17 protein-coding genes are annotated in these 13,912 nt (G+C 62.7%); 10 read left to right on the top strand and 7 right to left on the bottom strand.

What is annotated here, in order from left to right; all coding sequences use genetic code 11:
- Positions 1–6: 6 nt before the first annotated feature.
- A complete protein-coding gene (locus ACZY1G_RS19000; RefSeq protein ID WP_463823303.1) occupies positions 7–885 on the bottom strand; it encodes an SDR family NAD(P)-dependent oxidoreductase in 879 nt (292 codons plus the stop codon).
- Positions 886–980: 95 nt separating this feature from the next.
- On the opposite strand from ACZY1G_RS19000, the gene ACZY1G_RS18995 reads away from it, so the two are divergent.
- The 7 genes from ACZY1G_RS18995 (at position 981) to ACZY1G_RS18965 (ending at position 6,479) form a co-directional block, all read left to right on the top strand.
- Positions 981–1,559 (top strand): TetR/AcrR family transcriptional regulator, encoded by a 579-nt coding sequence (locus tag ACZY1G_RS18995; RefSeq protein WP_463823302.1) that lies wholly within the window; start codon positions 981–983, stop codon positions 1,557–1,559.
- Between the two features lie 213 nt (positions 1,560–1,772).
- Positions 1,773–2,726: an amidohydrolase family protein gene (locus tag ACZY1G_RS18990; protein WP_463823301.1), complete on the top strand. Its 954-nt coding sequence runs from the start codon at positions 1,773–1,775 to the stop codon at positions 2,724–2,726.
- A 225-nt stretch (positions 2,727–2,951) separates the two neighbouring features.
- On the top strand, positions 2,952–3,350 hold the full coding sequence (locus tag ACZY1G_RS18985) for a hypothetical protein (protein ID WP_463823300.1): 399 nt from the start codon (positions 2,952–2,954) through the stop codon (positions 3,348–3,350).
- A gap of 10 nt (positions 3,351–3,360) precedes the next feature.
- Positions 3,361–4,407, top strand: a complete 1,047-nt coding sequence (locus tag ACZY1G_RS18980; RefSeq protein WP_463823416.1) for an aldo/keto reductase — start codon at positions 3,361–3,363, stop codon at positions 4,405–4,407.
- A 71-nt stretch (positions 4,408–4,478) separates the two neighbouring features.
- Positions 4,479–4,601, top strand: a complete 123-nt coding sequence (locus ACZY1G_RS18975) for a hypothetical protein (protein WP_463823299.1) — start codon at positions 4,479–4,481, stop codon at positions 4,599–4,601.
- Positions 4,592–5,161 carry a TetR/AcrR family transcriptional regulator gene (locus ACZY1G_RS18970; RefSeq protein ID WP_463823298.1) on the top strand — a complete coding sequence of 190 codons (570 nt, stop codon included), beginning with the start codon at positions 4,592–4,594 and terminating at the stop codon, positions 5,159–5,161. The genes ACZY1G_RS18975 and ACZY1G_RS18970 overlap by 10 nt, the downstream gene beginning before the upstream one ends.
- Positions 5,162–5,909: 748 nt before the next feature.
- Positions 5,910–6,479 carry a TetR/AcrR family transcriptional regulator gene (locus tag ACZY1G_RS18965; RefSeq protein ID WP_463823298.1) on the top strand — a complete coding sequence of 190 codons (570 nt, stop codon included), beginning with the start codon at positions 5,910–5,912 and terminating at the stop codon, positions 6,477–6,479.
- A 724-nt stretch (positions 6,480–7,203) separates the two neighbouring features.
- Here the strand turns inward: ACZY1G_RS18965 and ACZY1G_RS18960 are convergent.
- From ACZY1G_RS18960 to ACZY1G_RS18940, 5 genes are all read right to left on the bottom strand, one after another.
- Positions 7,204–7,629, bottom strand: coding sequence for a PIN domain-containing protein (locus ACZY1G_RS18960; protein WP_463816259.1), 426 nt, complete (start codon positions 7,627–7,629; stop codon positions 7,204–7,206).
- Positions 7,620–7,826, bottom strand: coding sequence for a DUF2191 domain-containing protein (locus ACZY1G_RS18955; RefSeq protein ID WP_463816258.1), 207 nt, complete (start codon positions 7,824–7,826; stop codon positions 7,620–7,622). Before ACZY1G_RS18955 ends, ACZY1G_RS18960 begins: the two co-directional genes overlap by 10 nt.
- A 323-nt stretch (positions 7,827–8,149) precedes the next feature.
- Positions 8,150–8,548: a PIN domain-containing protein gene (locus ACZY1G_RS18950; protein WP_463816257.1), complete on the bottom strand. Its 399-nt coding sequence runs from the start codon at positions 8,546–8,548 to the stop codon at positions 8,150–8,152.
- 20 nt (positions 8,549–8,568) lie between these two features.
- Complete coding sequence (locus ACZY1G_RS18945; protein WP_463823297.1) at positions 8,569–8,805, bottom strand: type II toxin-antitoxin system Phd/YefM family antitoxin; 237 nt, start codon at positions 8,803–8,805, stop codon at positions 8,569–8,571.
- A gap of 144 nt (positions 8,806–8,949) precedes the next feature.
- Entirely contained in the window at positions 8,950–9,966 is a 1,017-nt protein-coding gene (locus ACZY1G_RS18940) for an alcohol dehydrogenase (protein WP_463823296.1), read from the bottom strand.
- Positions 9,967–10,265: 299 nt separating this feature from the next.
- Between ACZY1G_RS18940 and ACZY1G_RS18935 the strand changes: the two genes are divergently transcribed.
- The gene (locus tag ACZY1G_RS18935; RefSeq protein ID WP_463823295.1) at positions 10,266–10,865 is read left to right on the top strand and encodes a TIGR03086 family metal-binding protein; all 600 of its coding nucleotides are present in this window, start codon (positions 10,266–10,268) and stop codon (positions 10,863–10,865) included.
- 811 nt (positions 10,866–11,676) lie between these two features.
- Here ACZY1G_RS18935 and ACZY1G_RS18930 read toward each other — a convergent pair.
- Entirely contained in the window at positions 11,677–12,720 is a 1,044-nt protein-coding gene (locus tag ACZY1G_RS18930; RefSeq protein ID WP_463823294.1) for an amidohydrolase family protein, read from the bottom strand.
- 26 nt (positions 12,721–12,746) lie between these two features.
- Between ACZY1G_RS18930 and ACZY1G_RS18925 the strand changes: the two genes are divergently transcribed.
- A complete protein-coding gene (locus ACZY1G_RS18925) occupies positions 12,747–13,181 on the top strand; it encodes a MarR family winged helix-turn-helix transcriptional regulator (RefSeq protein WP_463823293.1) in 435 nt (144 codons plus the stop codon).
- A gap of 129 nt (positions 13,182–13,310) precedes the next feature.
- On the top strand, positions 13,311–13,883 hold the full coding sequence (locus ACZY1G_RS18920; protein ID WP_463823292.1) for a TetR/AcrR family transcriptional regulator: 573 nt from the start codon (positions 13,311–13,313) through the stop codon (positions 13,881–13,883).
- Positions 13,884–13,912: the final 29 nt, after the last annotated feature.

The raw sequence follows: 13,912 nt of genomic DNA, 5'->3' as shown, positions 1-13,912 counted from the left end.
GGTCGTCTAGCGACCTCGGGAGGCCAGCGGGTCGAGCTGATCGGCGGTGGCGTCGTCGGCGGCGGTCGACACGCTGAGTTGTTCGTGTTGCTCGTCGGCGGCCAACAGGTCGCGCCCCGCCGCGGTACCGTAGCGGAAGGCGTCGGGGCCGACGAGGAGTCTGTGGGGCGGCTCGGCCATGTCGATGATCTCGAGGAGCAGCGCGGCGACCTTCGCGGGGTCGCTGGCGCCGATGGACATCGAATTACTCAGCGCCGCAGCGGCGCCGACAGTGGACTCATAGTCTTCGCGCACCGGGTCGATGCGCATCGAGGAACCGGCCCAATCGGTCCGCATGCCGCCTGGTTCCAAGACGGTGACCTTGATGCCCAACGGGGCGACCTCTTGAGCGAGTACCCCCGAAAAACCGGTGACGGCCCACTTCGACGATTGATACGCCGCGAGGCCGGGTCGCGCCATCCGGCCACCCACCGACGACACCTGGACGATGTGCCCGCTGCGTTGTGTCCGCATGACCGGCAACGCCGCTCGAGTCAACCGCACCACGCCGAAGAAATTCGTGTCGACTTGGGCGCGGAAGTCTTCGAAGTCGACGTCCTCGATGGCGCCCATGTTCGCGTAGCCGGCATTGTTGACCACAACGTCGAGCCGGCCGAAACGGTCAAGGGCGGTGGCGATGGCGGCGCGAACGTGGTCGTCGTTGGCTACGTCGAGCTCGACGATGGCGAGGCGGTCGGGGTGCGCAAGAGCGATGTCATCGAGCGCAGAGAGGGTACGGACGCCGGCGACGACGCGATGCCCTGCGTTGAGGGCAGCTTCGGTGATGTGGCGTCCGAGCCCGCGCGCGGCGCCGGAGACGAGGATGACGTGCGATTCTGTGCTCACCGGTTCTCCCATCGAGTTCCATCGGTATACGACTGTAGACATGAATGAAATATACAGACGTAGACATTGCCCGCGGTATTCCCTACGGTCTGGGCATGCCTACCGACCGTGTGCGCCCGCGCAACGCCGCCGCCACCCGTGAAGCGATATTGGCCTCCGCCATCCGCAATTTTGCGAGTGCCGGGTACGACGGTGTCGGCGTGCGTGACATCGCCGGCGACGCCGGGGTGACCGCCATGCTGGTGAATAGGTACTTCGGGTCGAAAGAGCGACTGTTCGCCGAAGCTGTCGAGACCTCGTTCTCGTCCCCGGTTTTCATCGCCGAGAGATCCGGCGATGTATCGCGCGACGCCGCGGCGGCGCTGGTCGCGCGCTCCGGTCCGGATGCCGACCACCTCGAACCGTTCCTGATCATGCTGAGGTCGGCGTCGAATCCGCGTGCTGCGGAAATCGTCCGCGACGCGATAGAGCGGAATGTGGGGAGGCGCTTGGCCCGGCAACTATCTGCACCGGGGCGCCAGTTGCGCAGCGACGTGCTGCTGTCGGTGATTAGCGGGGTCCTGCTGATGCGGAGAGTGATGGGCACCGCGGCGCTCAACGGCCGCCGTCCCGATCAGCTTGTGCAACTGCTGGAGGCCGTGTTCGACGCGATCGTCGACGCGCCGCTGACCTGACGGGCCGCAGCCGCGGGTGCGCGTCATTCGCGCCGGAACCATGGGGTGGTGGCGGCGGGTGCGGCCCCTGGTCGAACGCACGATGCGACGCATCCGCGGCCTGCCGGGACGATTCTGGGGCAGAAATCACCCCTCGCCGGCTTGACAGCTCTCGGCCGTCGCCGGCTGCTCTGACGGATTCCTCACCGATGAGGCAATCGTCTAGCATGAGGCATGGCACAGGGCAGCCCCGACGCGCTGATCGACGTTCACGCGCACTTCCTCACCGACCGCTACGTCGAATCGGCCAAGGCGGCGGGTGTCACGCAGCCGGATGGGATGCCGAGCTGGCCCAGCTGGACGGTCGAAGACCACCTGGGATTGATGGACGAGAACCGCATCGGCCATGCAGTGCTCTCGATCTCCTCCCCGGGGGTGCACTTCGGTGAGGATGGTGCCGCCGTCGAGCTGGCACGCCACGTCAACCAGTTCGCCTCTGACGTGGTCGCCGAACGCCGGGACCGGTTCAGTTTCTTCGCGTCACTGCCCTTGCCGTGTGTCGAGGCCGCAGTCGACGAGGCGGTCTACGCGATGGACACGCTTGGCGCGTTGGGGCTGATAGTCATGAGCAACAGCGCCGGACTCTATCTTGGGGATCCTGTGCTGGATCCATTGTGGGAGGTGCTGAATCGTCGGCGTGGCATCGTGTTCGAGCATCCCACCTCGCCTCCCGATGTCGACGCGGTGGCGTTGGGTAGGCCGCGGCCGATGCTGGAATTCCTGTTCGAGACCACCAGGACGGTGACCGATCTGATCTTCGCGGGGGTTCAGGAACGCTACCCGGACATCCGCTTCGTGATCCCGCACTGCGGCGCGACGTTGAGCGTCGTGCTCGATCGGGTCGAGCTCTTCCGTAGCATCCTTCCCGGTTCGCACGGGCGCCCGTCATCGACGCTGACGACTCGGGAACAGCTGCAACGGTTTTGGTTCGACTTGGCGGGCACGCCATTCCCCGCGTCGGCGGCTGCCCTCGCCGATGCAGTCGGTTCCGATCGGATTCTGTTTGGCAGCGACTATTGCTGGACGCCCGCGATGGGCGCCGCCTATCAGGTGCAGGTGATGGAGCAGCAGAAGGCGGACTGGCGGTCGTTGACCACCGCGAACGCCCACCGTCTCCTCGCCCGGTAACTGGCCCAACGCGGTGGACCGACGGCCCGCGTCCGCGCCGCGCAATCATCGCGCATTCCGTTCCTCTGCCAACGCCGCTGATGATGTCGAGTTCCTCACGCGCGCTGGAGCGGCGAGATCGTCTAGACGTCAACGAGTTTGATCGATAGCCGCTCATGGCGTCGAATGATGTTGTTGATCGCCCACGTCGGCGCTCCGGCGAGCTCGACGCGGTGCAGTCTGTCGATGAGCGCGGGGAGCAATCGGTGTGCGACAGCTTGCAGCGTCGAGAACATCGGCGGCACGCTCGTCATCCAGCACTACGTCGCCGAAGTCCGCGAACCGCAACACGTCACGTTCGTATCGCTATCGGAAGCGCTGACACTCGGCGGTTGGGCCAAGGTGCAAGCCACGTGGGACATGCGGGTAGAACGCGTCGACGACACCATCAGCGAGCTGGTGGACACGGTCACCACTCGGCCTACGGACGGCGAACCTCGCGACCATCGGGCGCATATGGGAGTGCCCCGAAAGGCGGCGATACCGACCCTCGGTGATGAACAGGGTGGCCATGAAGCACAAGTGGACAGGCTATCCACTAAGGTCGGCTGCAGACGCCACAGCGTCGAACGGGTGCATCGATAGAGGAGTGATGATGGACTACCGCACGTTGGGTCGGACCGGGATGAAGGTCAGCCCCTACTGTCTGGGGGCAATGATGTTCGGCGCCCAGGGCAACCCCAATCACGATGAATCCATCGCCATCATCCATCGCGCATTGGACGCGGGAATCAATTTCGTCGACAGTGCCGACGTGTACTCCCACGGTGAATCCGAGGAGATCGTGGGCAAGGCGTTGAAGGGTCACCGCGACGAGGTCGTCTTGGCGTCGAAGGTGTCCGGCTCGATGGGTGATGATCCGAATCAGCAGGGAGGTTCGCGCCGTTGGCTTGTCACCGAAGTCGAGAATTCGCTGCGCCGGCTACAAACCGACCACCTCGACCTGTTTCAACTTCATCGTCCGGACCCATCGACCGATGTAGAAGAGACGCTTTCGGCAATGTCAGATCTCGTGCACAGCGGCAAGGTCCGGGTGGTGGGCGCGTCGTCGTTTCCGGCCTCGGACATCGTCGAGGCGCAGTGGACGGCCGAGCGCCGCGGTCTGGTGCGATTTCAGACCGAACAACCGCCATACTCGATCCTCAATCGTGGCATTGAACGCGAGGTGCTGCCGGTCTGTCAGCGCTACGGAATGGGTGTACTGGTGTGGAGCCCGTTGGCCCAGGGCATGCTGACCGGCCGCTACCGCAAGGGCCGCGACACCGATAGCAAGCGAGCCAGCGCCGGCTTCCAGCACCTTCACGACGAACGTCGGCTCGACGTCGTCGAGCAGCTCATCCCGCTCGCCAAGGAGGCGGGCATGTCAATGACGCAGATGGCGATGGGCTTCGCAATCGCCCATCCCGCGGTCACGTCCGCGCTGATCGGACCGCGCACCATGCAGCATCTCGAGGATACTTTGACGGGCCTCGAAACCACCCTGGGCGACGACATTCTGGACCGGATCGACGAGATCGTCGCCCCCGGCACCGACATCGGCGCACTGGACATGGCATATCAGCCCCCGGCGATGCAGCACGCCGTTCTTCGCCGCCGACCCATGGGCGAGCGGGCTGCCTCGACCCTCGACCCCTCGAATTGAGAACGACGAGTGACTGCCAAGCTGAATCGGGTTGCGATGCCGAAGTATTCGGTGGGGGAGCGTGAGCATCAGTGGCTTGGCTGCTGACGACGTCGAGCGCCGAGGAACTCGCGGCAGCGCGGCACTGGGCGTGCATCGGTGAGCAGACGGCGCGACCTTCCGAGGATGGCAAAGGCGGGCTGACGTGGCCGTAGATCCGAAGCCGCTCGTCAAGCGTCGGGCGGATGCCAGCCGCAACCGCGAAAGGATTGTCGCAGTAGCCCGTGCCGCCTTCGATGGTACGAACGCCGCCGACGTGTCGATGGCGGAGATCGCCCGACGTGCCGACGTGGGCATGGCCACGCTGTACCGCAACTTTCCCGGAAAACGACAGCTGATGGAGGCCATATTCACCGACGAGGTCGACGCACTCTGCGCAGCCGCCAGACCAGCCCGCGGATGCACCCCTGGCGAATCCTTGGAGATCTGGCTCACCCGCTTCTTCGACTTCGCCTTCGCCCGCAACGCCATTGCAACTGAGCTGATTATCCAGTCCGGGGGCGTGGACAATCCGCTGTTCACCACCGACCGCCGAAAATTCTGTACCGCGGCACAGCCCCTGCTCGCTGAGGCGCAACGGTCTAGTGAGTTTCGCAGCGACCTCGACATCGGCCAGATGCTCGACTTGATGGTCGCTGTCGCCCGCATTCACGGTGATGCCCACCATGTTAAGCCCATCGCACAGGCTGCCCTCGACGGCCTGCGAGCGAAGTAGAACGGTGAAAGGACGACCTGCGCTGCTGGCCCGGAGTTCTCGTCGTCTCGGGATAGACGCAGCGGTGCGTCGCAGTTGAATGGTGAGCGCATTACTGGTTACGCGTACCGGTCGCGTCTGCCAATTCACCTTTACAGCAGCTGAATTCATTACGGGCCTATCATCTCCACAATGAGGTTAACGTCACAGTGACGAATTCAGCAGTGCTTCAAAGTGTTTCAAGGCGCGCAGTGTTCGCCGGTGCCAGCATTTATGGATCGTCAAACGTCCCGGTCCGCGCATTCAGCTGGTCGGAGCTCGAGGCCCAGCGCCATCACGGAGGCAGCCTCAACCTTTTTCACACTATCGCTATCTGCACGGCTGTGGGCTGGGCAGGCGGGAGGCCGCCGACCATGGCGATAACGTCACAGTGACGAATTAGGCATGGGGCGCAGAGTTTCGATGCCGCGGGGTGTCGGCGCTGTCGGGTCGTTCTGGGCCAATAACCGTGAGCATGGGCTGGGCGGGTGGCACTGTCGGTCGGATAGTTCTGGAACGCAAGGGCGATAAGTCGGACAGCTGTCAGGTATTCCCGGATTGCTCCCAACTAGTTCCGGATTGGGCTCAGATCATCAGCGTTAAAGCTGCAACGGTGATCTACCGATAAGCTGACGACGTCGAGCGCCGAGGAACTCGCGGCAGCGCGGCACTGGGCGTGCATCGGTGAGCAGACGGCGCGACCTTCCGAGGATGGCAAAGGCGGGCTGACGTGGCCGTAGATCCGAAGCCGCTCGTCAAGCGTCGGGCGGATGCCAGCCGCAACCGCGAAAGGATTGTCGCAGTAGCCCGTGCCGCCTTCGATGGTACGAACGCCGCCGACGTGTCGATGGCGGAGATCGCCCGACGTGCCGACGTGGGCATGGCCACGCTGTACCGCAACTTTCCCGGAAAACGACAGCTGATGGAGGCCATATTCACCGACGAGGTCGACGCACTCTGCGCAGCCGCCAGACCAGCCCGCGGATGCACCCCTGGCGAATCCTTGGAGATCTGGCTCACCCGCTTCTTCGACTTCGCCTTCGCCCGCAACGCCATTGCAACTGAGCTGATTATCCAGTCCGGGGGCGTGGACAATCCGCTGTTCACCACCGACCGCCGAAAATTCTGTACCGCGGCACAGCCCCTGCTCGCTGAGGCGCAACGGTCTAGTGAGTTTCGCAGCGACCTCGACATCGGCCAGATGCTCGACTTGATGGTCGCTGTCGCCCGCATTCACGGTGATGCCCACCATGTTAAGCCCATCGCACAGGCTGCCCTCGACGGCCTGCGAGCGAAGTAGAACGGTGAAAGGACGACCTGCGCTGCTGGCCCGGAGTTCTCGTCGTCTCGGGATAGACGCAGCGGTGCGTCGCAGTTGAATGGTGAGCGCATTACTGGTTACGCGTACCGGTCGCGTCTGCCAATTCACCTTTACAGCAGCTGAATTCATTACGGGCCTATCATCTCCACAATGAGGTTAACGTCACAGTGACGAATTCAGCAGTGCTTCAAAGTGTTTCAAGGCGCGCAGTGTTCGCCGGTGCCAGCATTTATGGATCGTCAAACGTCCCGGTCCGCGCATTCAGCTGGTCGGAGCTCGAGGCCCAGCGCCATCACGGAGGCAGCCTCAACCTTTTTCACACTATCGCTATCTGCACGGCTGTGGGCTGGGCAGGCGGGAGGCCGCCGACCATGGCGATAACGTCACAGTGACGAATTAGGCATGGGGCGCAGAGTTTCGATGCCGCGGGGTGTCGGCGCTGTCGGGTCGTTCTGGGCCAATAACCGTGAGCATGGGCTGGGCGGGTGGCACTGTCGGTCGGATAGTTCTGGAACGCAAGGGCGATAAGTCGGACAGCTGTCAGGTATTCCCGGATTGCTCCCAACTAGTTCCGGATTGGGCTCAGATCATCAGCGTTAAAGCTGCAACGGTGATCTACCGATAAGCCACATTATGTCAAGTTAACCACTGCATATTGCACTGCACGGCAACGGGTTTCAACTCGACCACGCCCTGCCCAGACCTAATTGATAGCGCCCCGTTCCAACGCCCACCGATGCTGGAAGGGCAATACCTCGGCAGCGATCTCGAAATCAGCGTCGTAGTGCAGCAGTGTCACATCATGGGCTTTGGCAAGGGTGGCGATCAGTAGGTCGGCCATGCCGACGGCACGATGACGACCAGTGCCGGCCAGCGATCGCTGCGCACCCAACGCCGCCTGCCAGTGTTCATCGTTGGTCGGCAGGTATTCGTATGCGAGGCGGCGATCTGACCATATCTGCGCGTAGTCCGCGGCGGTCCGGGCGCTGTAGAGCGCCTCGGCATCAAGCTGAGCGGTCGTTGCGACCAATCCGGCCTCGATAAGCGGAGCAAGTCGGTCGGCGACCTCGGGGTTTGTCATCCGTGCCGCGGCACTGGTGTCGATGAGATACCGCGCTACTACCGCCACACATCACCTCGTTTACCGGGGTCAGTCATCTCCCCCATACCGCCAGACTTCAGCCATGCGATCTGGCGAGCGCGTGCAGACGCCGCTGCAGCCTGCTGCAACGCTATGCGGACGGTATCTGATACGCCGGAAGTCTGAAGTTCCTTTTGCGCGGCAGCCAACAGGTCGTCATCGAGGTCAATCAAACGCTTGGTCATCTCGCCACCCTCACGTATATACGAATTCTTGATTAAGTATATACGCACGCGTCGTCAGCCGGCTACATCAGCCGCGAACGGAGAATATGCAGCAATCGAATAGGAAGGATTACCAGTAAAGTACGCCGTTTTCATCAGATGGTGCGTGCGGACAGCGGCCCTTGGATAGTGCTGATCTGCTCGCAACTACACCACGTCCGAGATCTCGTCCCCGCGAGGAATACGACCAGATCGAATATGGCGGGCTACCACTAAGCCACTTCGTATTGTGTTGCTGACCAACGTTTTTCAATACCGAGCTGAGCAACGAAGTAGCAACTTTCCTACAAGTGATCAGGATGCGTGACGGTCCGGAGCTCGAGCCGAGGGATTCCTGCGAAGTCGGCTGCATTGCATGTGTAGAGCGGCAACGCGTGCGCGATCGCGCTAGCCGCGATGAGCGCGTCATACGCTCGTGCCGCAGGCTTACGGCCTGATGCGCGCAGTGCCGCGGCGACGGCGCCAAATGCCCGCGCGCAGTCGCCATCGAACGGAAGAACATCGAAGTCCGCCTCGGCCTGCTGCAGGTGCTGCTGACGGGCACTGCGCTCGGTGTCGTCGTGCGCCACATGCGGACCCACCGAAAGTTCGGCCAGAGTTATCGCGCTAATCACCGATTCGTCCGGAAGCTCGGTTGGGTCGGATATTTGGCCGAGGAGGATCACCGTGGAGGTGTCCAGCATCCCCTGGCTCGATGATCCAGTCACAGCGACGGGTCGATCAGGTCGTCGATATCGCGCCGGAGCGTATCTGGACTTACACGCGGAAGGTTCTTGCGGCGACGAATGAGTTCAGCTGGGCCGGCGCTGGATCGGCGCAGGGGGCGCAACTCCGCCACCGGCGCGCCGTCGCGAGTAACGACGATGCGTTCGCCGTGCTCGACGCGGCGTAGAACTTCTCCCCCATTGTTCCGAAGATCGCGCACCGTCACCTTGTCCATGCGAGCAAGTGTATCACCGGTGATACGACGTCGGGCGTTGCTGCCGCTAACTCACCTGGAGGACATCGGGACGGGCTTCGAACGACAGGCAAGACGGCACGGTTCCTCCGCTGTGCTGTTGTTCAACAACCGATCGATCGTGGCTCACATCCTCAGCACTACGCGGAAACGGGCTTGATTGCGCATCATCCGGTCATATCCGGCTGCCGCATCCTCCAGCGGAATTGGTTCGGTCCACGGGCGAATGCCGTGTAGCGCGGCGAAGTTCAACGTATCTTCGGTGTCTGACGCCACCCCTGCGGGGTGGCCGTGCACCGTACCGGAGCTGTTGATCAACTGCAGCGGCGTGACATGCAACGATTCATCGAGGACCGCTAAGGTAAGAAGCTCGCCGTGCGGGGCCAGTCCGTCGATTGTGGCGCTCATTGCGTCCCGGTTGGTCGCCGTCGCGGCCACGACTCGGGCACCACCGAGGCGGCGAAGTGCTGCGGCGACATCTTCGGTTGTCGCGTCGATGTAATGGTGGGCACCTAGTTGGTGTGCGAGTTCGGCCTTCTCGCTTCCGCGTGCGATCGCGACCGTTCGGAAACCCATCTTCGCGGCGAACTGCACTCCGAGATGACCGAGGCCACCGATGCCCAGAATGGCCACCACATCGCCCGGGCCAGCTCCGGTATGGCGCAGGGAATTGAACATCGTCACTCCGGCACACGCCAACGGAGCTGCATCGACGGAGTCGAGACCCTCCGGGATGCGCGCCAGCGCCGACTCCGGCACCACCACCACTTCGGCGTACCCGCCGGGAAAGTTCGCACCGGTGATCAGCGCATGCTCGCAGTGGACGAAATCGCCTCGCCTGCAGCGGTAGCAGCGCCCACAGTAGAACCCCGCCCATCCGACGGCGACACGGTCGCCGACCTCCCAGTCCTCAATGCCGGCCCCGATGGCGTCGATTCGCCCGGCGATCTCGTGGCCGGGGGTGACCGGGAACGTCGTTCCTGGCAGCGCACCCGCGGCGATCTGCGAATCCGAGTGACACACCCCGCATGCCTCGACTCGTACACGGACCTGGGCAGGCCCTGGTTCGCGCAACGGATGATTGGTGAGTTGTAGCGCGCCGCTTGGCTCGGTGACTTCCACCGCTCGGTATGTCATGGACATGGCAGGGCTGCCTTTCGGAATATCGACGTGCAGATTTGACTGCCGATCGGCGAGGACCGTCGGCGAAAAGGCGTAACAACATTCACTAGAACACGCCCAGCGCGCTGCCGGTATCCGCAGAATGACCCCTGATGAGAGCTGATTATCCGGTGGATCGGATGGTCGTGGGACCACGGGCCGATCTTTCCTTTCCCGCCAAGATGTAGTCATTCGACCTATAACGCAGCAGTGGTCAACGCAGCAGTATCAGTCATACGAGATCCACCTGAAGTGCTACCCGCGTCGATCGGACTCCAGCCATGAATGAAATCGGCAGCGCCGAAACCGCTTTGGCGGCAATAATTCCCGTATTGACGGCTATCAGCGAAGACGATCTACACAAAGCGACGCCCTGCCCGGGATTCGACGTCGCTACTTTGGGAGAACATCTCGTGGGGACAGTTTCTCTGGTCGGTTCGTCCATCGGACTCGTGATGGCTCCGCCGCCCGCGTCCACCGTGGAGGCGCGGGTAGCTAACGTAACCCGCAACGTCGTGGACGCGTGGCGGCGACGCGGCACCGAGGGCACTGTCATCTTCAGCGGTCGGGAGATGCCGGCTCACCTTGCTCTGGGCGTGCTGTCGGTGGAACTCGTAGTGCACGGATGGGATTTCGCGCAAGCGGTCGGGCAGCCACTATCGGTGGGCGCCGTCCACTGCGACTACGTTCTGGGTTTAGCGCGCCAGATCATCACGCCCCAAAGCCGTCTCAGCGCCGGCTTTGATGACCCCGTACCGATTGCGGATGCCGCTGCGGCACTTGACCGACTCGTTGCATTCACAGGTCGCACACCGCGGCCGAACTTCCCACCAACGACGCGCTTACCGCTGGGCGCGCTGCATTCAGAACCAAGACGCTGAAAGAAAGACCGTTGCCAAGGCACCAGAGCCGAGCCGGCCGCATGTGGCGATATGGCCAGCAGGCAACACCTCTCCCCCGTCGCGTTCAGTCAGATTCGCTGCCACATATCGGGACGGATACGACCGGATCGAATATGGCGGGTTACCACTAAAAGACGCCGTGTTCGACAGCTAAATCACCGACGTTCCGAGTAGTAACCCTCATCCGACACGCCAAGTCAATTGGGTCAAAGCGCCTCGACGCCAAACGTTTAGCGGGTTGCACACCACAAGACATCGACGAGTACCTCGCCTCCGGCCCACCACGCGCCATCTTATCCGGACGTTTCACCAGCAACCGACCCGGCCGGCACATTGACTCGCCGACCATCATGATGCGATTGAAGGCGCTCGGCATCAACCTGCAAGGCGCACGCAACACTGCCCTACCAACACTCGCCTCCGAGATCCCCGCTTCCCTGGTCGCCGAAATGCTCGGCTATAGCGACCAAGTCGCCCAGAAGCACGCCGCGGAAGCCGGCAGGACCTGGGCGAGATACGTAACGCGATGAGGAAGTCGGCCGCCGCAACCTGAATGTTTGCAGCACGAATACGACGTACTGCGCTCGTCGGTGCGTCATATCTCGCACCGCGGGTGAATTACGCTACTGGTCAATCCGTTGAGCAGTCGGCCGACTGGAACCTTCGTTCCCATTTGGCTGCAACGTCATTCGCCGTCGGGTTGCTGCGCACGGCGTAGACCACTTGCGACGTGGCATGAACGTCTGCCCACGGCGGCAATAGTCGTACCCCGTACTCGACTGCCACGGATCTACTGTTCCGCCGGGGCTCCGTTGGTCAGCCGGGGCAAGAGGTCGTATGCGTTGTCGTGCATGACCCGCGCGAGCATGTCGGGCCGAGCTTCGAAGTACGCGTCGACGTTGTTCGTAAACCAATTCACGGTTTTCGGGTTGGCGGCAGGGAAGTCGGTGCCGAAGAGAATGTGGTCCGGCTCGACGAAGCTCTCGAGAGCCACCAGGTTGGTCTCGAAACCTGATAGGGCGGTCTCGTAGTAGAACGTCCGGAAGTCGGCGAGGATTTCTTCTGGACTCAGTTCGCAGCCGAGATGGAACGCGCCCAATGCGGCGACGCGAGCGGCGAGAACTGGTGTGCTACCACCAGAATGGGAGAGGATGATCCTCACGTTCGGGAACTGCCGTTTGCGTCCGCTGGTCACGAGATCTGCTGCGCCCTTGTAGGTTTCGTTCGGAGTTTCACTGACCGGGGTGGGCAAGAACTCGCTCGGCGCCCGGTTGCTACCGGGTGTCTGCTCACCGTGTAAGAACACCAGCGCGCGGCGACGGTCGAGTTCGGCCCACAGTGGTTCGAAGATCGGGTCGCCCAGGGATCGGGCCTCATCGCCGACGCCGTAGACGTTGGTGAGGGTGATCCCGTCAGCCCCCAACACGTCGAAGGCGTAGGTCAGCTCTTCCAGCGCGGCGTCGACGTCCGTCGGGGTGGGAAGATGCGCAAACAGACCGAACCGTCCGGGGTGGTCTTCCATTGCCTGACGGGTCAACGTGTTCAACTCGCGGGCGACGTGACGACGCTTGTCCTCGGGGAGCCGCGATTCGATGTCGTTGGGTATGGACAGGATCGCAGTATCGATCTGTAGCTGATCCATGAAGTCCACACTGACCTGCGGTGACCAACCCGCCTCGTCCTTTTGGAACTTCCAGCCGGACGTATCGCCAAAGAGGCCCGAGGTGAGCATGCTGGTCGGCATGAAGTGATGGTGAAAGTCGATGCGGCCGGGTGTGGTGGTGCTGTCATCAGTCATACCCATACTCAAACCGCAACAGTTGACGTTTGTCAATAATGATCAGATGTTAGGTTTCTCCCATGGTTGACACCGAAGCTCCGGAGCTGCAGCTCCTCGACGCGCTCTACCGACTCAACAAATTGGTCGTGGCCGACGCCCGCGTGCACGTCGCCGCTACCGCAGATCTGGACCTCGTGGACTTCCTGGTCCTGCGCACGGTCAAACTGGGCGTCGACACTCCCAGCGATCTCGTCAGCGATCTCGGACTCAATCCGTCGGTTCTCAGTAGGGCGTTGTCCAAGCTCGCCGACGCGGGATTGGTGACCCGCGAAATTGATCTCGCGGACTCGCGACGATCGCGGATTCGTTTGACGCACAACGGTGTGCAGACCACTGACGATATCGGGGCCCGGCTTCGACCCAGCTTGGCCCAGCGACTTCGCCTCCTGACCCCCGACCGGACCCGAATACTGTTGGAGAGCCTCGAAATCCTCTGCGGGAACACGGTCGACTGAACCCTGAACCACTGGAGAAACCGCACCCGGCACGCGAGCACAACGATCGTCGCAGTAGTCACTAGCCGGTCGGCAAGTTAGTGCGCTATGGTGGAGCCAGATCAACCGTCGAGGCAGGCAGGTGAGCGGATGGATCAGCGACGAACCGATACCCGCGAGCAGATCCAGTCCGTGGCTCTGGAGCTGTTCGCCGAGAGGGGATACGACCGCGCTTCGCTGCGGGGGATCGCCGAGCGGCTGCACGTCACCAAGGCCGCGCTGTACTACCACTTCCGCACCAAGGAAGACATCCTCGCCAGCGTGATCGAGGACTTCCTCCTTCAGCTGGATACGCTGGTGGAGTGGGCCCATGGACAGCCCTCCGACGTCGACGTCCGCGAGGAGGTACTGCGTCGCTACAGCGCACTGCTGACCGGGCGCACCGCGCAGCTGGCCCGCTTCATGCGCGAGGGCATGGCGAAGATCCCAGAGTTGGCACTGGGCCTGAAGATTCGTGCTCACTTCGCCGCGCTGATCGATGTGCTGGCCGGGCCCGGCGAGTCCACTGAAAACCGGCTACGTGCACAGGTCGCCCTGGCTGCACTGCAACTGGCCACCCTGTCCGATCCCGACCTCGAACCCGCCGGCGACGAGACCGACCGCCGCGCCGCCGCTCTGAAAATCGCTACCGAGCTCGTCCAGCCGTCGACCCCCGCGCCGTAGGCCACCCACCACTCACAGCTTTCCCTGAC

The organism is Mycobacterium sp. IDUB_5 (genome assembly GCF_055419565.1).
The sequence above is the reverse complement of the archived record's forward strand: the minus strand, read 5'-3'. Positions and strand labels throughout refer to the sequence as shown.